Below are 24,307 nucleotides of genomic sequence, written 5' to 3' on the forward strand. Positions count from 1 at the left end.
TCCTCACTCGGTGTTGGGGACATGCCTGCCAGGGCAGGCATGTCTGTATTGCAGGTGCGGCCGATTACAGGTCGAGCAGCAGGCGTGCCGGATCTTCCAGCGCGTCCTTCATGGCCACCAGGCCCAGCACGGCTTCGCGGCCGTCGATGATGCGGTGGTCGTACGACATTGCCAGGTAGTTCATCGGGCGGATGACGATCTGGCCGTTCTCCACGACAGCGCGTTCCTTGGTCGCGTGCACGCCCAGGATCGCCGACTGCGGCGGGTTGATGATCGGGGTCGACAGCATCGAGCCGAACACGCCGCCGTTCGAGATCGAGAAGGTACCGCCGTTCAGGTCTTCCAGGGTCAGCTTGCCGTCTTTTGCCTTCTGGCCGAATTCGCCGATCTTCTTCTCGATCTCGGCGATCGACAGCTGGTCGGCGTTGCGCAGGATCGGCACCACCAGGCCGCGCGGCGAACCGACGGCGATACCGATGTCGAAGTAGCCGTGGTAGACGATGTCGTTACCGTCGACCGAGGCGTTCAGGATCGGGTACTTCTTCAGGGCGGCAACAGCGGCCTTGACGAAGAAGGACATGAAGCCCAGCTTGACGCCGTGCTCTTTCTCGAACTTGTCCTTGTACTTGTTGCGCAGTTCCATGACCGGCGCCATATTCACCTCGTTGAAGGTGGTCAGGATGGCGTTGGTCTGCTGCGACTGCAGCAGGCGCTCGGCGATACGGGCGCGCAGGCGGCTCATCGGCACGCGCTCTTCCGGACGGTCGCCCAGGTTGGCGACCGGTGCGGCGACCGATTGCAGTGCCGGCTTTGCTGCCGGTGCCGGAGCGGCGGCTTGCGCCGGCTTGTTGGCGACGGCGGCCAGGGCGTCGCCCTTGGTCACGCGGCCGTCGCGGCCGGTGCCGGTGGCGTCGGCGGCGCTCATGTTGTTGTCGGCCAGGATCTTGGCGGCGGCCGGCATGGCGACGTCGCTCTTGGCGCCGGCGGCGGCCGGCGCTGCTGCCGGCTGGATCGGTGCGTTCGGTGCGGCCGACGGGATCGGCTTCACTTCCAGCGGGCTGGTCTGGGCCGAGGCTTCGGTGTCGATGATGGCGATGACTTCGCCCGACACGACGGTGGCGCCGTCGGCCTTGATCAGCTGGACGATCACGCCCGCGCTCGGGGCCGGCAGTTCCAGGACCACCTTGTCGGTTTCGATGTCGATCATGTTTTCGTCGCGCGAGACCGGCTCGCCGACTTTCTTGTGCCAGGACAGCAGGGTTGCTTCAGCAACCGATTCCGACAGTTGGGGGACCTTGACTTCGATTTGTGCCATGTTGATGTAGCTCCGTTCTATATATTCTGTATGCAAAGGCCCTGCGCGTGAGCGCAGGGCGTGGTGATTACTTGGGCAGGAGCCGCACGCATGTGTGCGGCGCACCATTCTCACTTGGTGAGAATGAATCCTTTCAGCTTGGAGAACGCGGTCTCCAGCAGTTCCTTCTGCTGCGCCACGTGCTTGTCGGCATAGCCGACCGCAGGCGACGAGGAAGCCGGGCGGCCTGCGTAGGCGAGGCGCTGGCCGTCTTCCATGCTTTCGAAGATGTTGTGCTGGATCTGGAACCACGGACCCTGGTTCTGCGGCTCGTCCTGCACCCACACCACCTCGGTCGCGTTCGGGAACTTCTTCAGTTCGGCCGCGAACGACTTGTGCGGGAACGGGTACATCTGTTCGATACGGATGATCGCGACGTCGTTGGCGGCGCGGGTCTTGCGGGTGTTGACCAGGTCGTAGTAGACCTTGCCCGAGCAAACCTGCACGCGCTTGACCTTGGACGCGTCGATCTTCTCGTCCACTTCGCCGATGACGGTCTGGAAGCCGCCCTTGGCCAGGTCGGTCAGCGGCGAGCCGGCGTCCTTGTTACGCAGCAGCGACTTCGGCGTGAAGATCACCAGCGGCTTGCGGAACTGGCGCACCATCTGGCGGCGCAGCAGGTGGAAGATCTGGGCGGCCGTGGTCGGCTGCACCACTTGCATGTTGTTGTCGGCGCACAGCTGCAGGAAGCGCTCGATGCGTGCCGACGAGTGCTCCGGACCCTGGCCTTCGTAGCCGTGCGGCAGCATCATGGTCAGGCCCGAGGCGCGGCCCCACTTTACTTCGCCCGAAGCGATGAACTGGTCGATGACGACCTGGGCGCCGTTGACGAAGTCGCCGAACTGGGCTTCCCAGATGGTGAGCGTATTCGGTTCGGCGGTCGAGTAGCCGTACTCGAAGCCGAGCACCGCTTCTTCCGACAGCACCGAGTCGATCACGGTGAAATTGGCCTGGTTGTCCGAGACGTTGGCCAGCGGCAGGTAGATGCCCTGGTCCCAGCGCTCGCGGTTCTGGTCGTGCAGCACGGCGTGGCGGTGCACGAAGGTGCCGCGGCCGGCGTCCTGGCCCGACAGGCGCACTGCGTAGCCCGAGGACAGCAGCGACGCGAATGCCAGGTGCTCGCCCATGCCCCAGTCGAGGTTCATCTCGCCGCGGCCCATGGCGGCGCGGTCGTTCAGGACCTTCTCGACCAGCGAGTGCGGCTTGAAGCCTTCCGGCACCTTGGTGATGCGTTCGGCCAGGCGCTTCAGTTCGGTCAGCGGCACGGCGGTGTCGCAGGCGTCGGTCCACTTCTTGTTCAGGAACGGCGCCCAGTCGACGGCGTACTTGTTCTTGAAGTCGGTCAGCACCGGATCGATGGTGTGCTTGCCGGCGTCCATCGCGGCGCGGTATTCGGCGACCAGCTTGTCGCCGCCGTCGGCTTCGATGGTGTTCTGCGCAGCCAGCTTCTCGGCGTACAGCTTGCGGGTGCCCGGGTGCTTGGCGATCTTCTTGTACATCAGCGGCTGGGTCAGGGCCGGGGTGTCCTGCTCGTTGTGGCCCAGCTTGCGGTAGCAGACGATGTCCACCACCACGTCCTTGCCGAATTCGGTGCGGTAGTCCATCGCGATCTGCGAGGCCAGCACGACCGCTTCCGGATCGTCGGCGTTCACGTGCAGCACCGGTGCTTCGATCATCTTGACGACGTCCGAGCAGTAGATGGTCGAACGGGCGTCGCGCGGGTCCGAGGTGGTGAAGCCGATCTGGTTGTTGATGACGATGTGGACGGTGCCGCCGGTGCCGTAGCCGCGGGTCTGGGCCAGGTTCAGGGTTTCCATGACCACGCCCTGGCCGGCGAATGCGGCGTCGCCGTGCACCAGGATCGGCAGCACTTCCTTGCCCTTGCGGTCGCCGCGGCGTTCCATGCGGGCCTTGACCGAACCTTCGACGACCGGGTTGACGATCTCGAGGTGCGAGGGGTTGAAGGCCAGCGACAGGTGGACCGGGCCGCCCGGGGTCGAGATGTCGCTCGAGAAGCCCTGGTGGTATTTCACGTCGCCCGCCGGCAGGTCGTCGGCGTGCTTGCCTTCGAATTCTTCGAACAGGTCGGCCGGGCTCTTGCCCAGGGTGTTGACCAGCACGTTCAGGCGGCCGCGGTGGGCCATGCCGATGACGATTTCCTGCACGCCCTTTTCACCGGCGCGCTGGATGACTTCGTCGATCGAGGCGATGAAGGATTCGCCGCCCTCCAGCGAGAAGCGCTTGGCGCCGACGTACTTGGTGTGGAGGTAGCGTTCCAGGCCTTCGGCCGCGGTCAGGCGCTCGAGGATGTGCTTTTTCTTGTCGCCCGAGAAGGTCGGGGTCGAGCGGATCGACTCCAGGCGCTCCTGCAGCCAGCGCTTTTCGGTCGGGTCGCTGATGTACATGAACTCGGCACCGATCGAACGGCAGTAAGTATCACGCAGCATGTTCAGGATCTCGCGCAGCGGCGCGGTTTCTTTCCCGAAGTAGGTATTGCTGATGTTGAAGACGGTGTCGAGGTCCGCTTCGGTGAAGCCGTAGAAGGCCGGATCCAGTTCCGGCAGCGGCGGACGTTCCTGGCGCTGCAGCGGGTCGAGGTTGGCCCAGCGCGAGCCGAGGTAGCGGTAGGCGGCGATCAGCTGGGTGACGGCCACGCGCTTGCGGCCCATTTCCGGATCCGACGAGGCGCTGATGGTGCGGATGGGGCCTTGTTTCGCGCGTTCCGCGAACGAGGCGACGACCGAGGAGTGGACCACGTCCGGACGGCTGGAGCCGTCGACTGCGGGCACATGCTGCATCTGGTCAAAGTAAGCGCGCCAGTTTTCCGGGACCGAACCCGGATTGTTCAGGTACGCTTCGTACAACTCTTCCACGTACGGCGCATTACCGCCGAACAGGTACGAGTTCGCATTCTGTTGCTGCATCATTCTTGCTCACCTTTCTTCGCGCTTCGCGAGTATGGGGCGGGTTGGTTTAACCTTCCGCGACACGGCCTGACCGGTTAGCGGATCGCACTTACTACATCAAGTTGTGGGGGAAGGGCGTATTTCTGTGGCACAAAACAAGACAGCGGGGCCTCCGTTGCCTTTTGGCGCACAGTATTGTAACGCAAGCTTCCGGGCAAGGCAGAGCGTTCAACAAGAAATGTTTTATTTCTATTTGTAAAGCCGCATCGCGCTGTTGACCAGGTAAATGATAATCGTTATCATTTGATGATGAGCCCAACCGGACCGACCACTTCCGCATCGACACCCGCCACCCTGCCCGGCGTGGGGCGTGCCGTCTATCTGAAGCAGCTGCACCAGTGGCACTGGATCAGCTCGGCCATCTGCCTGATGGCCATGCTGCTGTTCAGCTTTACCGGCCTGACCCTCAACAATGCCAGCCTGATCGAGGCCGAACCGCGCGTCACACGCCTGAAGGCGAGCCTGCCGGAACCCCTGCGCGCCCAGCTGCAAGCCTATGCAAGCGAGCATGCCGACGCCGAAGTGCCGCTGCCGAGCGAAATCGCGGACTGGGCCAACGCCAACTTCCCGGTCGAGGCGCGCGGCAAGCGCGCCGAGTGGAGCGAGGATGACGCCTACCTGGCCCTGCCCCGCCCCGGTGGCGATGCCTGGCTGCGGATTGCCGCCGACGGCAGCGCCGAATACGAACGGACCGACCGCGGCTGGATCTCCTGGCTCAACGACATGCACAAGGGTCGCAACACGGGCCCGGTGTGGAGCTGGTTCATCGACATTTTCTCGGTCGCCTGCGTGGTGTTCTGCATCACCGGCTTCCTGATCCTGAAATACCACGCGGCCAAGCGGCCGTCGACCTGGCCGATCGTCGGTTTCGGCATCGTGCTGCCGATCGTGCTGGCCTTGCTGTTCGTGCATTGAATCCCTTCGTCGCCGTATTTACCAGAGAAGACCAAGAATGAAACTGTCTCACTCGCTCCTCCTGACCCTGCCGTTTGCATCGAGCTGGGCCGTGGCCGCCGACCTGTCCGTCAAGTTCGAGCTGCCGCGCCTGAACGTCGCCGAGTACCACAAGCCCTATGTCGCGCTCTGGATCGAGCGCGCCGACCAGAGCGTGGCCGCGAACCTGGCCGTGCTGTACGACCTCAAGCTGAAGAACCGCGAAGGCGAGAAATGGCTGAAGGACCTGCGCACCTGGTGGCGCAAGGCCGGACGCGAAGCCACCATGCCGATCGACGGCGTGAGCGGCGCGACCCGTCCGCCGGGCGCCCACACCATGAAGTTCGACGGCGCCCGCCATGGCCTGGACAAGCTTGCGGCCGGCGACTACACGCTGGTGGTCGAGGCCTCGCGCGAGTCGGGCGGGCGCGAAGTGGTCAAGCTGCCCTTCAACTGGGCCGGCAAGGGCAAGGTCGCGGCCAGCGCGGTGGGCAAGGACGAACTGGGCGCCGTGTCGCTCCAGATCCAATAACGCATCAAGAACAGGAGAACCCTCATGCAACAACGCTTCACCAAGACCGCCCTGCTCGGCCTAATCCTCGCCGGCACGACCCTCGCGGCCCAGGCCCACGACGCCTGGCTGCTGCCAAACAGCACCATGGTGGACGCCAAGGAAGCCTGGGTCACGCTCGATGCCGGGATCTCGAACCAGCTGTTCGAATTCAACCACGCCCCGCTGCGCCTGGACAACCTGACGATCACCGATCCGGACGGCGTGGCCACCAGGGCGCAGGGCGCGGTGCTGGGCAAGTACCGCAGCACGCTCGACCTGCGCCTGCCGAAGGACGGCACCTACCGCCTGTCCATCGTCAACAACAACGTGACGGGCAGCTACAAGCTGGGTGGCGAGACCAAGCGCTTCCGCGGCCCGCAGGGCAGCCCGCAGGTGCAGATTCCGGCCGGCGCCACCGAGGTGCAGACCACCGACGTGCACACCCGCCTGGAAACCTTCGTCTCGGCCAACAAGATGAACGAGACCGCCCTGAAGCCGAGCGGCGTCGGCCTCGAACTGGTCCCGGTCACCCACCCGTCCGACCTGCGCGTCGGCGAGCCGATCCGCGTGCGCTTCCAGCTCGACGGCAAGCCGGCCGCCAACATGCCGTTCAGCGTGGTGCCGGGCACCGCCAAGTACCGCGGCTCCTCGGGCGAGCAGCGCCTGAATACCGACGCCAAGGGCGAAGCGAGCTTCACCGTGGCGACGCCGAACATGTACTACCTGAGCGCCAGCGTGCCGCACGGCGAGCGCGGCGCGCCGCAGCAGCCGGGCGCCAAGCGCTACACCTACGCCGCCACCTTCGAAGTGCTGCCGCAGTAAGGACGGCGCGCGCCATGCCGACCATGCGCAGCGTTCTCGTTCCGTTCGAGATCGACATGGCACTTCCTCCCGCGGGCAGCGTGCTGCGCCGGGCGGCAGGCCAGTCGATGGGCACGACCTGGTCGGCGCAGATGCTGGTGCCGCCAGCTAGCGGCCAGGGTCTGGAAGCGGCCCTGCAGCGCGAGCTGGACGAGATCGTCGCGCAGATGAGCCACTGGGAAGAAAGCTCCCTGCTGGCGCGCTACAACCGGGCGCCGGCGGGCAGCTGGCATGCGCTGCCGCCGCAGTTCTACGAAGTCGCCGAGCTCGCGCTGCAGATCCATGAAGACACGGCCGGCGCCTACGACCCGGCCGCCGGCGCGCTGGTCCAGCTGTGGGGTTTCGGCCCGAGCGGCCGCCACGACCGGGCCGGTTTCCAGCTGCCCTCTCCCATCGAGGTCGCCAGCACCCTGGCGCGGCGCGCCCGCGCAGTCCCTCAGCTCGACCGCACCAAGCGGCGCCTGCTGCAGCCGGGCGGCGCGGTCCTCGATTTCTCCTCGATCGCCAAGGGTTACGGCGTGGACCGCCTGGGCCTGTGCCTGGAGCGCCTCGGCGTGCGCCACTACCTGGTCGAAGTCGGCGGCGAGCTGCGCGGCGCCGGCATGAAGCCGGGCGGCGAGCCATGGTGGGTCGAGATCGAAGGCGTGCCCGATGCGGCGCCAAGCCCGCAGGCCATGGTGGCCCTGCACGGGCTGGCGGTCGCCACCTCGGGCGATTACCGCAGCTACTTCGAGCACGGCCGGCAGCGCGCCTCGCACACGATCGATCCGCGCAGCGGCCATCCGATCGCCAACGGCGTCGCTTCCTGCACGGTCGTGGCAAGCAGCTGCATGGTGGCCGATGCGCTGTCCACGGCGCTGACCGTGATGGGCGCCGAGGCCGGCATCGCGTTTGCCGACGCGCGCGGCATTGCCGGGCGCTACCTGGTCCGCCATGAGGACGGCCTGCGCGAACACGCCAGCGCCGCCTGGCGCGATCTGCTTCAATGAATCTCCTGCAATGATGCTCACCATCGATCCCGTGCGCTGGGGCAGTGCCCTGGCCCTGTCGAGCGGCTACCTGGCGATGTGCCTGGCGATCTGGCGCGCCCGCGCCGCCGCCCGCCCAGGCCCCGTCACGGGCGCGGCCGACTGGCTGGTGGTCCACGCCAGCCAGACCGGCAGCGCCGAACACCTGGCCGCCCGGACCGCAGCCACCTTGAGCACCGGCGGCCTGTCGGCGCGCGCCATGTGCATGTCGGAGCTCGGCCCGGACACACTGTCGGTAGCGCAGCGCATCCTGTTCATCGCCAGCACCTATGGCGAGGGCGACGCGCCCGATAGCGCCGCGCGTTTCGCCGGCGCGGCCATGGCCGCTTCGCCCGATCTGTCGCACCTGCACTATGCGGTGCTGGCGCTGGGCGACAGCAGCTACACCCATTACTGCGGCTTCGGCCGCGCACTGGACGGCTGGCTGGCGGCGCACGGCGCGACGGCGCTGTTCGACCGCATCGACGTCGACCGCGGCGACCCCGCCGCGCTGGCCGCATGGCAGCACCACATCGGCCGCCTGGCCGGCACCAGCGACGCGCCGGACTGGGAAGCACCGAATTACGGCAACTGGCGCATCGCGGCGCGCACGCTCGCCAATCCGGGCAGCGCCGGCGCGCCCCTCTACCGCATCGCGCTGGTGCCGGTGGATGCCGCGCTGCCGGACTGGGAGGCCGGCGACCTGGCCCAGGTCAGCGCGCCCGCCGACCCCGGGCATCCGCGCGAATATTCGATCGCATCCTTGCCCTCCGAAGGCCGGCTGGAACTGCTGGTGCGCCTGCAGCGGCGCGCGGACGGCAGCCTTGGTGCGGCATCCGGCTGGCTGTGCGAGACGGCCTCGCCGGACGAGCCGATCCCCCTGCGCATCCGCGCGCACGGGCGCTTCCGCCTGAACGGCAATGCGGGACGTCCCCTGATCGCGATCGGCAACGGCAGCGGTCTGGCCGGGCTGCGCGCCCTGCTCAAGGCGCGCATCGATGCCGGCAAGGGCGACAACTGGCTGCTGTTCGGCGAACGCAACGCGGCGCACGACTTCCTGTGCCGCGACGAACTGCAGGGATGGCTGGCCTCAGGCGGCCTGGCCCGGCTCGACCTCGCCTTCTCGCGCGACGGCGCGACGCCGCGCTACGTGCAGCATCTGCTGCGCGAGCATGCGCCGGCGCTGCGCAGCTGGGTCGACGACGGCGCGGCGATCTACGTGTGCGGCAGCCTGCAGGGGATGGCGGGCGGCGTGCACGAGGCGCTGACGGAAGTGCTGGGCGTGGAGATGCTCGATGCGCTCACGGCCGCAGGCCGCTACCGCAGGGATGTATATTAATTGACATGGCCGGCAAGGCCGGCCATGTCAGTGGAGAACGACGCGTGAGACTTACTTGTCGTTCTTGTGGCTCTGCGAGCCCGCCTTGGCATGCTGCTCCGGCGTGCCGCCGCGGGTGTTGTCGCCGCTTGCCTGGTTGCCGCTGCTTGCCTGGTTGCCGCTACTTGCCTGGTTGCCGCTACTTGCCTGATTGCCGCCGCGGCCGCCGCCGCTCTGCTGGTTGCCGCCCTGGCCGCCGCTCTGCTGGCCACCACCGCCGCCGTGGCTCATCGAGCCGGCACGGCGTGCTTCTTCCGAAGTGAACTCGTGGGCATTGCCCGATGCGTGCGCGGCGCGGCCGCCTTCCGCAGCGATCTCACGCTGCTTCTGCGGATCCATCGATGCGAAACCGCGCTTGCTGGTATCGCCGCTCTGCTGATTGCCGCCCTGGTTGCCGCCCTGCTTGCCCTTGTTGCCGCCTTGGTTATTCGATGCCATAGTTGCCTCCTGTTCATGTTGAAAGCACCAGCCGGAAGTGGCTGAGACAGGTCCATCCTAACCACGACGACTCCGGCAAGCCACCCAAAACAGGCAATGCTCTTGTAGGACTTGGCCTTGCCAACTCCGGCGCTTTCTCCCTCAGACTAGGAGTAATTGCTTTTGTGATTTTTCAACTAGTAGAATAGGATGCACTTTCGACAAGCCTTATTGAGAATAAAGAATCTCTATCACGTAGTCCCACACTGACGCGACATTGTGAAATTTTCCATCGGCCACCGCCTGTTCTTCTCGGTCCTGCTCGCCATCCTCGCGGTGGTGGCCAGCGCCGTTTACCTGCTGCGCCAGAACGTGCTGGCCAGCTTCGGCGACTACGCCGTCGGCATCGAACTCGACCGGCTGGGCGAATTGTCGGACAGCCTGGCGACGCGCTATCGGGCTGCGGGCGGCTGGCAATTCCTGCCCGCCGGCGATGAACGGCACGGCTGGATTGCGCGGGAACTGGCGCGCCTGCAGGACGAACGCGAGCGCCGGGCGCTGGCCGTCCCGCCGGCACCGGCGGCTCCCGCGCCGCCGGCCCCGCTGGCGCGCGCCGGCGCCCCGCTCCCGGCCGCACCGGTGGCGGCCGCTGCCGCGCCGGCGCCACCGGCGCCGCCCGCTCCTCCCGTGCCGCCGGCGCCGCCCCTGGCCCCGCCGCAACTGGACGCGCCGCACGCCGACGGCGTCACCTACGACCTGCACCAGCGCGTCACCCTGCTCGATGCGAACGACGCCTATCTGGCCGGGCGCGTGCCCGGCGACTTCCCGCTGGTCCACCGCGCCATCGAGGTCGACGGCCGCACGGTCGGCCTGCTCGGCGTGGCGCCCAGCCAGCGGCCGAGCGATGCGATGGCCTTCGCCTTCCTGGAACAGCTGCGCAGCAGCCTGTGGCCGATCGTCGCCGCGGCAGTGGGCCTGAGCGCGCTTGCCGCCGTGCTGCTGGCGCGCCACTTCCGCCAGCCGATCCGTGCGCTGGCCGAAGGCGCGGGCGCGCTGGCCGGCGGCCGCTACCAGGTGCGCCTGCCGGCGGCGCGCAGCGACGAGCTGGGCGAGCTGGCGCGCCACTTCAACGCCCTGGCGCAGCAACTGGAAAGCGCGGAAGGGGCGCGCCGCCAGTGGGTGGCCGATACCTCGCACGAGCTGCGCACCCCGCTGGCCGTGCTGCGCGCCCAGCTCGAGGCCCTGCAGGACGGCGTGCGCAGCGCCACGCCCGAGACCGTCGAGGCGATGCTGCGCCAGGTGCTGGCCCTGAACAAGCTGATCGACGAGCTGTATGCGCTGGCGCGCGCCGACGTCGGTGCGCTCGACTGCAAGCCGGTCGCGCTCGACCTGTGGCAGCTTGCCACCGCCCATGCGCAGGGTTTCGCCGCGCGCCTGCGGGCGGCCGGGCTGGCCCTCGAGCCGGGCGCCGCGCCGGCGCGCAGCCGCGTGCTGGCCGACCCCGACCGCCTGCGCCAGGTGCTCGACAACCTGTTCGAGAACAGCCTGCGCTACACCGCCCCGGGCGGACGCATCGCACTCCATGCGCACGCGGACGCGACCTGCCTGCACCTCGTCATCGACGACAGCGCGCCCGGCGTGCCGGATGCCGCCCTGGCGCGCCTGGCCGAGCGCTTCTACCGCGTCGACGCCTCGCGCAGCCGCGCCCACGGCGGCGCCGGACTCGGGCTGGCGCTGTGCCGGCGCCTGCTCGAGGCCCAGGGCGGCAGCCTGGCCTTCGCCCACTCGCCGCTTGGCGGCCTGCGCGTGACGCTGTCCTTGCCGCTGGCGGGAGACGCCGCATGAGCCAGACGATCATGATCGTGGAAGACGAGCCGGAACTGGCCGCACTGGTGGCCGACTATGCGCGTGCCGCGGGCTACACGGCGCAGGTGGTCGGCGACGGCCGCGAGGCACTGGCCGCGATCCGTACGCAGCCGCCGGCCCTGGTCGTGCTCGACCTGATGCTGCCGGGCCTGGACGGCCTGTCGCTGTGCCGCGCGCTGCGCGCGTCCAGCGACCTGCCGGTGATCATGGTGACCGCGCGGGTCGAGGAAATCGACCGCCTGCTCGGCCTCGAAGCCGGGGCCGACGACTACCTGTGCAAGCCCTTCAGTCCGCGCGAGCTGATCGCCCGCATCAAGGCCATCCTGCGCCGCGCGGGCCCGGCAATGCCCCGGCGTGCGCTGGCGATCGACGAGGCGGCGCGCCGGATCAGCATGCATGGACACCCGCTCGATCTCACGCCCAGCGAGTTCGCGATCCTGGCCGCGCTAGCGCGCCGTCCCGGCCAGGTGTTCTCGCGCGCCCAGCTGCTCGATGCCGCCCGCGCCGACAGTCTGGAGGCCACCGATCGCGCCATCGACAGCCACATCAAGAACCTGCGGCGCAAGATCGATGCCGCCGCACCAGGCCTGGAACCGATCCGCTCGATCTACGGGCTCGGCTACCGCTGCGACCTCTGAGCTTCCGCTACCGGCGCCATGCCTGCTTGGGGGCACGCTGACACCATACGGCCGCCAAGGTTCCGTAGCGTCCCTTGCGCTACTTCGTCTTGCGCGTCTTACGCTGTTTTACCTTTGGCCGGAACCATGTACGACGCATGGATCGACTGGACGGAGGCGGCAATGCGAACTCTTTCGGCAGGACGCGTTTCTGGAGGCATCGGGATACTGCTGCTGTCGGCGGCAATGTCCGTGTACGGCTGGGCCGACAGCGCCGCAGGACCTGGCGCCGCGGCAAACCCGGCCGCCACGCAGGACGCCGGCGCCGGCCCTGGCGGCCGGGACAGGTACGGCATCGTCAACCTGGTCCCGTCGCGGGTTGCATTCAGAACCGACTTCAACGCGCGCGGCCAAGCCGTGTTCGAATACGTCGCGCCCGACTTCACGACCCGGGTCGCCTTCCTCGACGGCGAGCGGGTGATCGCCCCCTTGCCGCCGGCCGCTACCGTGTCGGAACTGGGTGCGCTCAATGACAGGGGTGAGGTGGCCCTGCTGGCCCGCTACCTCGATCCAGCGCATCCCCTCTCCGACGGCTTCTGGCCAATGCGCTGGACCGACGCACGCGGCGCGGTCGTCCTGCCGGCGCCATACTCGCCCCAGGCCAGCATGTATATCGGCGCCATCAACAACCGCGGCGAGATCGTCGGGGAATCGGCCACCTCCGCGGGCGGTACAAGCTTCCGGGCGGTGCGCTGGACGGCAGCCAACCGCGTACTGCCCCTTCCCGGCCCCCCGGGCTTTGGCGACACGACCGCGTTCGACATCAACGAAAGCAACGTCAGCATCGGCTACGGCGTCACCGCCACCGGCGCTGCGCATGGATTGCGCTGGGATCCCGCCGGCCGCCCGCTTGACCTCGGCACCTTCGGCGCCACCGGCGCGGTACCGCGCTACATCAACAACCGCGGCGACATCGCCGGCGCGCTCGACCCCGTGGGCGACAACTTCCAGGCCTTCCTGTGGAGCCCGGGCAGGGGCACGGTGCGCGTCGGCTTGAACACCGTGCTCGCCAGGCTCAACGAGGCCGGCGAGCAGGTCGGACGCATCCAGCGCCTGAACAACGAGAACCGCGCCTACTATTTTTCGCGGGCACGCGGACTGGTCGACCTGCACCCACGCTCCTTCTATGCATCCGAGGCAAACGACATCAACGACAGCGGCACCGTCGTCGGCCTGGTGCGGCGCAGCGTCATCGACCAAGGGCTGGCCTACCGCTGGTCGCGGGCGGGCGGAGCGGTCAACCTCAATGCGCGCCTGCTGGCGCCGCCTTCCGGCCTGGTTGTCAACGAGGCGCTCGCCGTCGCGCCCAACGGCGACATCATTGCCACGTCGAGTGCCGGCCTGGTGCTGCTGCGCGCCAATGGCCGCGCCAGCGATGCACCGGTACTCGGGCCGATCCGGCTGCCTCAGCCGGTACTAAATCAGCCGGTCACGCTCACGCTGCCTTTCACCGACCGCAATCCCGGCGACACGCATCGCGCAACGATCGACTGGGGCGACGGCAACGGGCCACAGCCGGCCGCCGTGCGCGCGTACCGCGGCCGCGGCGAGGTGCGGGCCGTCCACACCTTCACCGCCGAACGCGAGTACAACATCGTCGTCCGCGTCACCGATTCGAGCGGGCGCAGCAAGGTCCAGTTCGCGACGACGACAATCTTCCCGAGCGGCGGACCGGTGCTCCTCGGCGAAGGCGCGCTTCCAGTCCCGGCGGCCGGACCGGCGGCGCGCGCAGACGCCGGACCGATGTTCCGCCTGGCCGCGCCGCTCGCTGTCAGGGACGGAAGCGGCACGCCGTGCAGTTTCCACCTGCTCGGCCGCAGCTCCTTCAAAGGCGAGCAACTCGAACGCGTCAGCCTGGACGGCAACGCAGTCCGGCTCGAAGGCAGGGGGCGGCTGGACGGCCGGCCTGGCTACCGCTTCGTGCTGGACGCCGTTCCCGGCGACCAGGCTGCGGGAACCGCTGCGCGGCTGGCTGTCCGGATCGTGGAAGCTGGCCCCGATGGTGACCGGCTGGTCCTTGGAGCCGGGGCCGTCGACAGCGCGGCGCAGGTCGCGCAAGCAGCTGCGCCTCCGCACATCCTCCACCGGGGGCGCCTCGATCTGATCCGCTAGCCGGCAAGGCGTCCATGTTTTCTCCACAATTGGCGTGCAGGATGCGCACATGGCCCGCGCATCCTGCGTGGGCCGCAGCCATGAGGAGAAAACCATGAACAAGACGACCGCCGCCCTCAGTGCCTTCGCCCTGCTGGCCGCGTTTGCCGGCAGCACCCAGGCGGGGGTACATGTCCACAGCAAATGCGCCTCGACCGTCGATGGCAAGTGTCCGCCGCCGCCAGTCCCGCCAACCCCACCTGCACCGCCTGCACCGCCAGCCCCGCCGGCGCCGCCTGAACTCCCGGGCGAGCGGGTCACCGGCATCGCCCCGCCGGCCCTGCCCGCGATGCCCGCGATGCCCGCGATCCCGGCCCCTCCTGCGCCGCCGCCACCGCCGCCCCTGCCCGACGTGCCGGAAGCCGCCCACGCCGCCTGCGCCGGGAAGGCCGCCGGCACCCGCGTCAAGCACGTGCTGCGCCAGGGAGAGACCATGACCGGGGTGTGCGTGCGGGAAAACGGCAAGACCGTGTTCGCGCTGCGCGAGTACCGGCTCCACGACCGGGACTGAGCGCCGCCGCGGGGACGGCTCGACGTGGCGGTCTAGATCATTTATTCTAGATCCATGAGCACTCCCGACCTTCCCGCCAAGCCGACCCCGTCCGAACTGGAAATGCTGCGCCTGCTGTGGCAGCTCGGTCCCGCCACTGCCCGCCAGGTGCACGAGGCGGCGCTGGCGGCGCGGCCCGACATGGCCTATGCCAACGTGCTGCGGCTGTTGCAGATGATGCATGCCAAAGGCCTGCTCACCCGCGACGAGAGCGCACGTGCGCACGTCTATGCGCCGGCCCAGCCGCAGGACCGGCACCAGGCCGGCCTGATCAAGGACCTGATCCACAAGGCCTTCTCCGGTTCTGGCAAGGAACTGGTGCTGGCCGCGCTGCGCGGCCACGTCAGCAAGAAGGAACGCGAGGAAATCCAGCAGATCCTGAATGGCGAGAACGGGCGCAAGGAATGAGCATGCCCGCGCCGCGCCCGGTTCCGCCGGTGCAGCCCGATCTCGAGGACTGCTGCCGCAGCGGCTGCGTGCCCTGCGTCTTCGACCTGTACGAGGAAGCGCTGGAACGCTACGAGCGCGAACTTGCCGCCTGGGAAGCCGCCAACACGGTCCTTCCCCCGCCCTCTTCCTGAGCTTGGTTCCTGTAGCGCACGCTTGGAAATCAAGATATTGACGTTTTGATTAGAATGAACCCATCGGTGTTGTGCATGGAGACGATATGTTCGACATGGATCTTGAATGGTGGGAATTCGTCGTACGCGGACTGACCGTATACATCTTGTTGCTGGTAATGGTGCGCCTGTCCGGCCGCCGCACGGTGGGCCAGTTCACGCCCTTCGACCTGCTGGTCGTCATGCTGCTATCCGAGTCCGTCTCCAATTCGCTGACTGCGGGCGACGACTCGCTGGCCGGCGGCCTGATCTCGGCTGCGACCCTGGTCGCCATCAATTCCACGGTCGCCGTCCTCAGCTCGCGCAGCCGGCGCTTCGAGAAATTCGTGGATGGCAGCGCCGTCCTGATCGGCCGCGACGGTGTGTTCTTCGACAAGGTCGTGCGCAACTGCCGCCTGTCCGAATCGGACATCGAGGAAGCGCTGCGCGAGCACGACTGCCCGCGTCCGGAGATGAAATGCGCCTTCCTGGAAGCCGATGGCGAGATCACCATCATGCGCAATCCCCACTGAGCCAGGCTCCTTTCTTTCGCGCTTCTGCCCAAGGTACTTTTATCGCCCGTACGGTGTGGACGGTGCGGAATTGATGCGCTACTTTTTTCGGCAGCACGCCGGCCGGGTGTGCTGTTTGGATTCTTTCCTAATCAGGAGGACTGCCATGAAAAAAGTACTGACCGCACTTGCGCTTGCCGCTTCGGCGCTGGCCCTCGCGCCGGCGGCCCAGGGTGCCGACGTCTACCGTGCCGTAGCCAGCGGCCCGGGCGAGTCGCCGCCCAACAGGTCGCCCGGCGAGAGCATCGCCACCCTTGAGGTCGATGGTTCGCTGCTGCGGGCCGACGTGCCGTTCCGCGACCTGCTCGCCGGCACGACCGTCGCCCACATCCATTGCTGCACCACCGAAGCTTTCACCGGGGTGGCGCCGCCGGCGATCTCGCTGACGGATTTCCCCATGATGGTGACCGCGGGCGACTACACCCACACCTTCGACCTGAGCGACGCGGCGGTCTGGGATCCGGCCTTCCTGTCCCAGTTCGGCGGCACGCCGTCGAGCGCCGGCGCGGCGCTGCTGGCGGGCATGAACGCCAACCAGGCCTACCTCAACATCCACACGACCGAGTATCCGAACGGCGAGATCCGCGGCTTCGTGGTGAGCGCGCCGATTCCGGAACCGGCGACCTGGGGAATGCTGGGGGTTGGCCTGGCCGGACTGGCGCTGATGGCGCGCCGCCGGCACAGCCAGGTCAGATGAGGCCTGGCGCGATCAATGCGCCCGGGCGGGTCGCCAGCAAGCGGCTCCAGGCCGGTATCGCCGCTTGCCAGAAGGCCTGCAGCGATGCCGGCCTTTCCAATGGCAAGCCAAGGAAGCGCGCCGCCTGCAGCAGTGCGTCGATCGCCGCCGCTTCATCGCCCGGCGCCACGGCCAGCGCGCCGGTCTGCTTCGACAGTTTTTCGCCGTGCTCGTTGCGCACCACGGGCACGTGCAGGTAACGCGGGGTCGGCACCCCGAGCACGCGCTGCAGGAAGATCTGGCGCGGCGTGGAGTCGAGCAGGTCGGCGCCGCGCACGATGTCGGTGACGCTCTGCTCGGCATCGTCCACCACCACCGCCAGCTGGTAGGCCCAGAAACCGTCGGCGCGCTTCAGGACGAAGTCGCCCGATTCCGCGCTGAGACGCTGCGTGACCTCGCCCGCGAAGCGGTCCGTGAAGCCGACGACGTCGTAGCCCGGTTCCGGCACGCGCAGGCGCAGGCTGCGCATGCCGCGTCCCTCGGCCAGCCCGTAGCGGCAGGTGCCGGGATAGATCGCGGCGCCATCGGGGGCGAATCCGAGGCGCGAATCGGCGATCTCGCGCCGGTTGCAGCCGCAGGGGTAGGTGTGTTCGGCGATGCGCGCGGCGGCGGCCTGGTACAGGTGCTTGCGCCGGCTCTGCCAGACGACTTCGCCGTCGGCGTGCATGCCCAGCTGCGCCAGCAGGGCCAGGATGCCTTCGGCCGCGCCGGGCACGCTGCGGCCCTCGTCGATGTCCTCGATGCGCACCAGCCAGGTGCCGTGGTGGGCACGGGCGTCGAGGTAGCTGGCCAGGGCCGCGACCAGCGAACCGGCATGCAGCGGGCCGGTCGGCGATGGGGCGAAACGGCCGATGTAAGGTGAAGTAGGTAGCGACATCCGCTGATGATAACCGCAGCGGGACGGCCGTGCGGCCTGCCCTTATTTGCCGGCCGGCTTGCCCGCTTGTTCGTGCTCGGCGATCAGCGCCGTCACCCGCCCCGCCACCTCGTTCGGCACCGCCATCGACAGCTGGTAATGCACGATCTCGAAGCCCTTGGCCGTCTTGCGGATCACGCCGCTGGCCATGCACGGGCCCATGTTCGGGGTGTCGAGCAGTTCGTCGAACCAGATCAGCGACTTGTCGGCCGAGGCATAGACATTGCGGCGCGTGGCCTTGAAGCTCCAGGCCGACTTGCGCTCAAAGTACTTCTTGGCCCAGGTCTTGAACGCGTCGCGCTTCCACAATTCGCTGCGGTCGGTGCCGATGTACACGCCGTCGGCGGCGATCTTGTCGAAATAGGCCATGCGCGCGTTGGCCGCGTCGTCGTGCCATTCGTCGACGAAGGCATTGACCTGCTTGGTGAGCTGGGCGTCGGTCTCGGCACGGGCGATGCCGATCAGGCCCAGCAACAGGAAGGCGGCGGCGAGGAATCGTTTCATGGTCTCTTTCGTTGGCAGTGTCGACTGCGCCCACGATAATCCAAACATGCGGATTTGCCAACATTTCTCGACGCCGCCCCCGGCGCCGGCGCAGTGTTAACGCGATCTTAACGTCTGGAAAGCTACGCTGAGCCCGCCCTACTCCACTAGAATAAGCGCATGCGCATCCTCATCGTCGAAGACCACCCCGACATCCTCGCCAACCTCTACGGCTTCCTGGAGCCGAAGGGCCACCAGCTCGACTCCGCCCGCAACGGCTACGGCGGGCTGGCGCTCGCCTCCGAGAACGATTACGACGTGATCGTCCTCGACGTCATGCTGCCCGGCCTGAATGGGCTGGAGCTGTGCCAGAAGCTGCGCACCGAGCTCGGCAAGGCCACGCCGGTGCTGATGCTGACCGCGCGCGACAGCCTGCCCGACAAGGTGGCCGGCTTCGACAGCGGCGCCGACGACTACCTGGTCAAGCCCTTTTCGCTGGTGGAACTCGAAGTGCGCCTCAAGGCCCTGGTGCGCCGCTCGTCGGCCGCCCATGCGGTGCACGCGACCATGCGCTTCGGCGAGCTCAGTTACGATCCCGAGACCCAGGAAGCCGCGCGCGCCGGCGTGCCGGTGCAGCTGACCCGGACCGGCTACACCCTGCTGCGCTGCCTGCTCGCCGGCGCGCCGCGCATCGTCACCCGCGAGACGCTGGAGCAGGCCGTGTGGGGCGAGGACCGCCCCGACAGCGACGCCCTGCGCACCCACATCCATGCGCTGCGCCAGGCGATCGACAAGCCCTTCGCCACGCCGATGCTGCAGACTGTGGCGGGCGTCGGCTACAAGCTGGTCCAGGGCGATTCGCAGGCCAGCTTGCAGCGCGATGCGTCCCGCTGATTCCCTCAAGCGCCGCATCGTCGTCGCCTTCATGCTGTTCGGCCTCGGCGCCTCATGCTTGTTCGCCGTCATCGCCGCCATCGCGGTGGAAGGCATCGAAGTGCAGCTGGTCGACAAGCGCCTGGAGGCGGCGGTGGCCTGGGCCGCCCCGCGCCAGGCCGCCGGCCTGGACGTCGACATGCCGGCCGGCCTGCGCTTCCACCGTAACGAAGGGATTCCCGCACCCTTGCGCGGCCTGTCCGACGGCGTGCATATCATCGACGTCGGCGCCAGTCGCCTGCACGTGCTGGCCGGGCATGACGCGTACGGCAGCTGGGTGCTGGCCGACCATGAAAGCGACTACGACAAGATCGAGCTGGTGGTGTACTCGATGTTCGCCGCCGTGCTGCTCGGCCTCGTGCTGCTGGCTTCGCTGCTGGGCGGCTTCTTCGCCGCCCGCGTGGTCACGCCGATCGTCGAGCTGGCGCAGTCGGTCCGCCATGGCGGCGCGGCGCCGGAACTGACGGGGCGCAAGGACGAACTGGGCGTGCTCGCGCGCGCCCTGGAAGACCACACCGCCGAGCTGCGCGCCTTCCTCGACCGCGAACGCTACTTCACCGGCGACGTCAGCCACGAACTGCGCAGCCCGCTTACCGTGATCATGGGCGCCGCCGAGATCCTGATGCAGCAATCCGCGCCCGCCGTGCGCGCCCCGGCCGAGCGCATCTACCGGGCGGCGCGCGAGGCCGCGGAATCGGTCACCGTGCTCCTGCTGCTGGCGCGCGCGCCCGAGCTCGGCACGCTGGCCCCGGTCGACGTCCATGCCGTGGCCGAGGACGAAGTCGAAAAATACCGCGCGCTGGTCGCCGGCAAGCCGGTCGCCCTGCGCTTCGTCGACGGCCCGCTGCTCGCCGTGCGCGCCCCGCGCGAGCTGGTGGCGGCCGCCATCGGCAACCTGATACGCAATGCCTGCCAGTACACCGACCGCGGCGAGGTCGTGGTGCGCCTGCTGCCGGACCGGGTGGTGGTCGAAGACACCGGACCCGGCCTGCCGCCGGCGGTCGAGGCCACCCTCGGCAGCGGCGGCGCGCCCTCGAGCGGATCGGGCGGCACCGGCCTGGGACTGGCGCTGGCCCGGCGCATCTGCGATTTCCTCGGCGCCGGTTTCGCCTACGAAGCACGCCTGGGGGGCGGCAGCCGCTTCACGCTCCGCTTTCCCGCCGCCTGAGAACCTTCGTTTTACGCTGCCTTAACGTCCGCTTGAGGCGCGGTTCACGCCCTGACTCGTATCCTGCATGCATGACGCGGCCATTCCGGCCGCGCGCTTCGATGGGTACGACGTGCCATACCAATTTCCGCGGCGCATCAGCGCCAACCTGCTCGTCTTCGGCGTCGCCCTGCTGCTGGCCAGCGCCGCCAACATCAATTTCTGGTCGAGTTTCATTCACGCCGTCGGCGGCTTCTCGCTGGCGCGGCTGCCGCTGCTGGCGGGCAGCTTCGCGATCGTGGTGCTGCTGTTCTACGCCCTGCTCACGCCGTTCAGCTTCCGCTACGTCGCCAAGCCGGCGCTGGTCGTGTTCATCCTGGTCGCCTCGGCCTCGGCCTGGTTCATCAACCAGTACGGCATCGTGATCGACAAGGCCATTATCCAGAGCATGTTCGAGACCGACTCGAGGGAGGCCGGCGAACTGCTGAGCTGGCGCCTGGCGGTCTTCGTCCTGCTGACCGGCGGCCTGCCGGCGCTGCTGGTGGCGCGCGCGCGGGTGGACTTCCCGCGCGGCCTGCGCGCAACAGGCCGCCGCCTGGGCCTGGGAGCGGCGGCGCTGGCCGCGGCCGCGCTGCTGCTGGTCCTGCTGTTCAAGACCCTGGCGCCGGTGGTGCGCGAGCACCGCGAGCTGCGCTACCTGCTCACGCCCACCAACGTGGTGCAGGCGCTCAACGGCTACCTGCGCAACCGCTGGAGCAAGCCGGTGCCGCTGCAGGCGATCGGCGGCGACGCGGCCAAGGGCAGCCGCTGGGCCGGCCAGGCGCGCCGCACGGTGACCGTGATCGTGGTGGGCGAAACCGCGCGCGCCGCCAATTTCTCGCTCAACGGCTATGCGCGCCAGACCAATCCGCGGCTGGCGCGCGAGGAAGGCCTGATCAATTTTGCACGGGTCGAGTCCTGCGGCACCGCCACCGCGGTGTCGGTGCCCTGCGTGTTCTCGGCGCTGCCGCGCGAGCGCTATGACGACAGCGTCGCCAAGCACCAGGAAGGCCTGCTCGACGTGCTCTCGCATGCGGGTTTCCGCGTGCTCTGGCGCGACAACAATTCCGGCTGCAAGGGCGTGTGCGAGCGCGTCGAATTCGTCGACGTGGCGACGCCGGCGCCCGGCAAGGCCCATTGCGCGGGCAGCGAATGCTATGACGAGGGCCTGCTCGAGGGCCTGCCGGAGCTGATCCGCCAGGGCGGGAAGGACCTGGTCGTGGTCCTGCACCAGAAGGGCAGCCACGGGCCCGAGTATGCGCGGCGCTATCCGGCCGGCTTCGGCCGCTTCGGCCCGGTGTGCCAGACCAGCGAATTCGAAAGCTGCACGCGCGAGTCCATCGTCGCCGCCTACGACAACACCATCCTGTACACCGACAGCTTCCTGGCCCAGACCATCGACCTGCTGCGCCAGGCCGCGCACGATGCCGACGTCGACACCGCCTTCCTGTATTTCTCGGACCACGGCGAATCGCTCGGCGAAGGCAATATGTACCTGCACGGCGCGCCCTGGATGTTCGCGCCGAAGGAACAGACCCACGTGCCGATGATGCTGTGGATGTCGGAGGGCTTCAGCCAGCGCTTCCGCATCGACCGCGCCTGCCTGCAGGCACGCCGCGACCAGCCGCTCTCGCACGACAACGTGTTCCACTCGGTGCTCGGCATGCTGAACGTCGAAACCGCCGTCCTGAACCCCAAACTCGACCTGTTCCATGCCTGCGTACGCAACTGAACGGGCGGCGCGCCGGCATGCGGGCATCCTGCTGGACGCGCGCAGCCGCCTGCGGCTTGCCGCCGCACTGGCCCTGATGGCGCCGCTCATTGCGGCATTGGGACAATGGACCGACGTCGACCTGATGCTGGCCGACTGGCTGTACAACCGCGCCACGGGCAACTTCCCCTGGCGCGAAGCATGGCTCACCGCGACCTTCGGCCACGAGATAGTCAAGGCGGGCCTGACGCTGCTGGCGATTGTCTTCGTGGTGCTGGCGCTGCTTGATGTCGTCCGACCGCAGCCGATGCTGGAGCGGCCCCTGGCGCGGCTGCGCCTGCGCGTGATCGCCTGCTCCGCCGTGCTGGTGCCGCTGGCGACCAGCCTGCTCAAGCAGGCCAGCAGCGCGCACTGCCCCTGGGATCTGGCGCGTTACGGCGGCAGCGAGCCCTATGTGCGCCTGTTCGAGGCGCTGCCGGCGGGAAGCCTGCCCGGCCATTGCATGCCGGCCGGCCATGCGTCGAGTGCGCTGTGGCTGGTGTCGCTGGCGGTGTTGTGGCTGCCGGGGCCGGGCCGCGGGGCATGGCGCGCCGCCTGCCTGGCGCTGGCGCCGGGGCTGGTGCTGGGCTGGATGCAGCAGATGCGCGGCGCCCACTTCCTGACCCACACCTTGTGGTCGGCCTGGATCGCCTGCGCCATCGTGCTGGCCCTGGTGGTGCTGCTGCAGCCTAGCGGTGAAACTGTCCGTCGCGCTCCGGCTGGTACTCGATTCCGCGCACGCTGAGCTCGAACATGGCGCCGTCGGGACGCTCCCAGCTGATCGAATCGCCGACCTTCAGGCCCAGCAGGGCGGTGCCGACCGGGGTCAGGATCGACAGCTGATCGGGATTACCGGCCATGTCTTTCGGATAAGTCAGCGTCATGATCACTTCTTCCTCGGCGCCGTCGAAGGAGAAGCGCACGCGCGAGTTCATGGTGACGACGTCGGGCGGCATTTCCCATGGCTCGGCGAGCGCGGCGCGGCCCAGTTCATCGAGCAGCGCGTCGCGCGCGGCAAGTTGTGCGGCAGGAACGGCGTCCAGCATGCGGTCGAGGCGGTCCATGTCCAGCCATGAGACGAGGATGGTCGGTTTCATTGTGTACTCCTGTGCTTGCCCGCGGTGTGGCGGGCGGATATCGATAAGGTATTAGCGGCCGGCAATGGAAATGGCCGGCTGGGCGGGGGGCGGCTCGGGAGGAGAGAAACGCGTGCAGGGGTCCTCACCGAGCCCGAACGAGCCAGGCGAGGTTGCGGGACGACTGCTGCACCGCTCGGGAGACGGCGGCGCAGTCACGCTCGACGGACGCGGCAAAGCCCCTGCCCTGCTGGCAGGCGGTATTGCGCGGCGATGTAAAGCGTGGTGGGTTCATGGTCATGAAAAAATCGTACAGGGCCCAGTATAGCCCTTGTGGGGGATTCGTCAACGTCGCATGTCACGATCCAGGCCGACACAGGCCGCGAACGGCACCAGGAACGGATACAGGCCCCACACGGCGCGGCCGTCGACGCGCACGCACAGCGCGGCATACAGCGGCGGCAGCGCCATCAGCAGGAGCAGGCCGGCGAAGGGACGCAGCGCCGCCGGCGCAGCGCGCCAGCCCAGCAGCGCCAGCGGCACGACCACCAAGGCGCTGCCGGTGATGGTGGCCAGCGAGCGCAGGTCCTGCAGCGCGGCCAGCGCCTGCCCCCAGTTCGGCGTCCAGGTATAGGCCGGCAATCCCGGGACCAGCCACCAGCGCACGGCGAGGATCCATGCCCCCGCCGCGGCCAGCGCCGCCAGGCCGGGCAGGATGGCGATGCGGCGCATCGCGACCAGCCACACCAGCAGCAGGATGTTTTCTTCGCGGATCGCGGTGCCGGCCAGGCCCGCGAGCGCGGCCAGCCACGGCTGGCCGGCCAGCACCGCCAGCACGAAGGCGGCGCGCGCGCAGACCGATCCCGGGTCGACCAGCAGATAAGGCGCAAACCAGAACGTGGGCAGCGACACGATCATCAAGAGGCCGGCTGCGATCGCACGGTGCGGGCCGAGCCCGGCGCGCAGCACGGCGGCCGACATGGCGCACGCCCCTGCGGTGACCAGCAGCCAGTTGAGCATGGCGAAGCCGTCGCGCAGTTCCCCGGGCATCCCCGCTGCGAGCGCCGGCACCAGCAGCCGGTAGGGGAAGGGGGCGACCAGGCTGCTCGCGGGGATCTCGCCGCGCAGCCAGCGCGCGGTATCGTAATAGGCTTGCGAAACGGCGACCGTGCCGCCCCAGCGCCAGACCATCACCAGGAAGGCCAGCAGCGCGAAGGCCGCGGCAAGCTGCAGCCAGTCGATGCGCAGACCGGCGCCGCTGCGGGCGCTCGGGTGGAGGTGCTTCATACGTCAAGGTGATCGCGTCAAAGCGACGCAGGATAGCAAAAGCGCGCGGGCAGAAA

24 protein-coding genes are annotated in these 24,307 nt (G+C 68.4%); 17 read left to right on the forward strand and 7 right to left on the reverse strand.

The genetic code is table 11. The features are described 5' to 3' along the window. Positions 1 to 64: 64 nt before the first annotated feature. Together odhB and MasN3_RS18955 are read right to left on the reverse strand one after the other, a co-directional pair. Entirely contained in the window at positions 65 to 1,315 is a 1,251-nt protein-coding gene (odhB, locus tag MasN3_RS18950) for a 2-oxoglutarate dehydrogenase complex dihydrolipoyllysine-residue succinyltransferase (RefSeq protein ID WP_281909285.1), read from the reverse strand. Between the two features lie 110 nt (positions 1,316 to 1,425). Next, positions 1,426 to 4,281, reverse strand: coding sequence for a 2-oxoglutarate dehydrogenase E1 component (locus MasN3_RS18955; protein WP_281909287.1), 2,856 nt, complete (start codon positions 4,279 to 4,281; stop codon positions 1,426 to 1,428). 288 nt (positions 4,282 to 4,569) lie between these two features. Between MasN3_RS18955 and MasN3_RS18960 the strand changes: the two genes are divergently transcribed. Genes MasN3_RS18960 through MasN3_RS18980 form a run of 5 tightly spaced genes read left to right on the forward strand, consistent with a single transcriptional unit; the run spans position 4,570 to position 9,013 of the window. Continuing rightward, positions 4,570 to 5,235, forward strand: coding sequence for a PepSY-associated TM helix domain-containing protein (locus tag MasN3_RS18960; protein ID WP_281914549.1), 666 nt, complete (start codon positions 4,570 to 4,572; stop codon positions 5,233 to 5,235). A gap of 37 nt (positions 5,236 to 5,272) precedes the next feature. Beyond that, complete coding sequence (locus MasN3_RS18965) at positions 5,273 to 5,785, forward strand: DUF2271 domain-containing protein (protein WP_281909289.1); 513 nt, start codon at positions 5,273 to 5,275, stop codon at positions 5,783 to 5,785. 24 nt (positions 5,786 to 5,809) lie between these two features. Continuing rightward, positions 5,810 to 6,628: a DUF4198 domain-containing protein gene (locus MasN3_RS18970; RefSeq protein ID WP_281909291.1), complete on the forward strand. Its 819-nt coding sequence runs from the start codon at positions 5,810 to 5,812 to the stop codon at positions 6,626 to 6,628. A 14-nt stretch (positions 6,629 to 6,642) separates the two neighbouring features. Further along, positions 6,643 to 7,656 carry an FAD:protein FMN transferase gene (locus tag MasN3_RS18975; RefSeq protein WP_307730380.1) on the forward strand — a complete coding sequence of 338 codons (1,014 nt, stop codon included), beginning with the start codon at positions 6,643 to 6,645 and terminating at the stop codon, positions 7,654 to 7,656. Between the two features lie 10 nt (positions 7,657 to 7,666). After that, complete coding sequence (locus MasN3_RS18980; RefSeq protein ID WP_281909292.1) at positions 7,667 to 9,013, forward strand: sulfite reductase subunit alpha; 1,347 nt, start codon at positions 7,667 to 7,669, stop codon at positions 9,011 to 9,013. A gap of 51 nt (positions 9,014 to 9,064) precedes the next feature. Here MasN3_RS18980 and MasN3_RS18985 read toward each other — a convergent pair whose 3' ends face one another. Further along, positions 9,065 to 9,490, reverse strand: coding sequence for a KGG domain-containing protein (locus tag MasN3_RS18985; RefSeq protein ID WP_281909294.1), 426 nt, complete (start codon positions 9,488 to 9,490; stop codon positions 9,065 to 9,067). A 258-nt stretch (positions 9,491 to 9,748) separates the two neighbouring features. On the opposite strand from MasN3_RS18985, the gene MasN3_RS18990 reads away from it, so the two are divergent. The 8 genes from MasN3_RS18990 to MasN3_RS19025 all read left to right on the forward strand — a co-directional run bounded on the left by MasN3_RS18990 (position 9,749) and on the right by MasN3_RS19025 (position 16,581). Continuing rightward, a complete protein-coding gene (locus MasN3_RS18990) occupies positions 9,749 to 11,314 on the forward strand; it encodes an ATP-binding protein (protein WP_281909295.1) in 1,566 nt (521 codons plus the stop codon). Beyond that, on the forward strand, positions 11,311 to 11,973 hold the full coding sequence (locus tag MasN3_RS18995) for a response regulator (RefSeq protein ID WP_281909296.1): 663 nt from the start codon (positions 11,311 to 11,313) through the stop codon (positions 11,971 to 11,973). Before MasN3_RS18990 ends, MasN3_RS18995 begins: the two co-directional genes overlap by 4 nt. 126 nt (positions 11,974 to 12,099) lie before the next feature. Then, on the forward strand, positions 12,100 to 14,124 hold the full coding sequence (locus tag MasN3_RS19000; RefSeq protein WP_281909298.1) for a PKD domain-containing protein: 2,025 nt from the start codon (positions 12,100 to 12,102) through the stop codon (positions 14,122 to 14,124). 94 nt (positions 14,125 to 14,218) lie between these two features. Continuing rightward, positions 14,219 to 14,674 (forward strand): hypothetical protein, encoded by a 456-nt coding sequence (locus tag MasN3_RS19005; protein ID WP_281909299.1) that lies wholly within the window; start codon positions 14,219 to 14,221, stop codon positions 14,672 to 14,674. Positions 14,675 to 14,728: 54 nt separating this feature from the next. After that, positions 14,729 to 15,121 (forward strand): BlaI/MecI/CopY family transcriptional regulator, encoded by a 393-nt coding sequence (locus tag MasN3_RS19010; protein WP_281909300.1) that lies wholly within the window; start codon positions 14,729 to 14,731, stop codon positions 15,119 to 15,121. Further along, positions 15,118 to 15,294, forward strand: a complete 177-nt coding sequence (locus tag MasN3_RS19015) for an oxidoreductase-like domain-containing protein (protein WP_281909302.1) — start codon at positions 15,118 to 15,120, stop codon at positions 15,292 to 15,294. The genes MasN3_RS19010 and MasN3_RS19015 overlap by 4 nt, the downstream gene beginning before the upstream one ends. An 86-nt stretch (positions 15,295 to 15,380) precedes the next feature. After that, positions 15,381 to 15,845 carry a DUF421 domain-containing protein gene (locus MasN3_RS19020; protein WP_281909303.1) on the forward strand — a complete coding sequence of 155 codons (465 nt, stop codon included), beginning with the start codon at positions 15,381 to 15,383 and terminating at the stop codon, positions 15,843 to 15,845. 145 nt (positions 15,846 to 15,990) lie between these two features. Further along, complete coding sequence (locus MasN3_RS19025; RefSeq protein ID WP_281909305.1) at positions 15,991 to 16,581, forward strand: CHRD domain-containing protein; 591 nt, start codon at positions 15,991 to 15,993, stop codon at positions 16,579 to 16,581. Here MasN3_RS19025 and gluQRS read toward each other — a convergent pair. Both gluQRS and MasN3_RS19035 read right to left on the reverse strand, forming a co-directional pair. Then, positions 16,574 to 17,497 (reverse strand): tRNA glutamyl-Q(34) synthetase GluQRS, encoded by a 924-nt coding sequence (gene gluQRS / locus MasN3_RS19030; RefSeq protein ID WP_281909307.1) that lies wholly within the window; start codon positions 17,495 to 17,497, stop codon positions 16,574 to 16,576. The genes MasN3_RS19025 and gluQRS overlap by 8 nt on opposite strands. 42 nt (positions 17,498 to 17,539) lie before the next feature. Next, on the reverse strand, positions 17,540 to 18,040 hold the full coding sequence (locus tag MasN3_RS19035) for a nuclear transport factor 2 family protein (protein ID WP_281909309.1): 501 nt from the start codon (positions 18,038 to 18,040) through the stop codon (positions 17,540 to 17,542). Between the two features lie 159 nt (positions 18,041 to 18,199). On the opposite strand from MasN3_RS19035, the gene MasN3_RS19040 reads away from it, so the two are divergent. The 4 genes from MasN3_RS19040 to MasN3_RS19055 all read left to right on the forward strand — a co-directional run bounded on the left by MasN3_RS19040 (position 18,200) and on the right by MasN3_RS19055 (position 22,633). Continuing rightward, entirely contained in the window at positions 18,200 to 18,913 is a 714-nt protein-coding gene (locus MasN3_RS19040; protein ID WP_281909311.1) for a response regulator transcription factor, read from the forward strand. Next, on the forward strand, positions 18,900 to 20,120 hold the full coding sequence (locus MasN3_RS19045) for a sensor histidine kinase (protein ID WP_281909313.1): 1,221 nt from the start codon (positions 18,900 to 18,902) through the stop codon (positions 20,118 to 20,120). The genes MasN3_RS19040 and MasN3_RS19045 overlap by 14 nt, the downstream gene beginning before the upstream one ends. Positions 20,121 to 20,232: 112 nt before the next feature. Beyond that, positions 20,233 to 21,870 carry a phosphoethanolamine transferase gene (locus MasN3_RS19050; RefSeq protein ID WP_281909314.1) on the forward strand — a complete coding sequence of 546 codons (1,638 nt, stop codon included), beginning with the start codon at positions 20,233 to 20,235 and terminating at the stop codon, positions 21,868 to 21,870. Beyond that, positions 21,851 to 22,633 (forward strand): phosphatase PAP2 family protein, encoded by a 783-nt coding sequence (locus tag MasN3_RS19055; protein WP_281909315.1) that lies wholly within the window; start codon positions 21,851 to 21,853, stop codon positions 22,631 to 22,633. The genes MasN3_RS19050 and MasN3_RS19055 overlap by 20 nt, the downstream gene beginning before the upstream one ends. On the opposite strand, the gene rnk is transcribed toward MasN3_RS19055, so the two are convergent. After that, the gene (rnk, locus tag MasN3_RS19060) at positions 22,578 to 22,985 is read right to left on the reverse strand and encodes a nucleoside diphosphate kinase regulator (protein ID WP_281909316.1); all 408 of its coding nucleotides are present in this window, start codon (positions 22,983 to 22,985) and stop codon (positions 22,578 to 22,580) included. The two genes, MasN3_RS19055 and rnk, sit on opposite strands and share 56 nt — an antisense overlap. A 324-nt stretch (positions 22,986 to 23,309) precedes the next feature. Next, entirely contained in the window at positions 23,310 to 24,251 is a 942-nt protein-coding gene (locus MasN3_RS19065; RefSeq protein WP_281909317.1) for a hypothetical protein, read from the reverse strand. Positions 24,252 to 24,307: the final 56 nt, after the last annotated feature.

The organism is Massilia varians (genome assembly GCF_027923905.1).
GTDB classification, from domain to species: domain Bacteria; phylum Pseudomonadota; class Gammaproteobacteria; order Burkholderiales; family Burkholderiaceae_D; genus Telluria; species Telluria varians_B.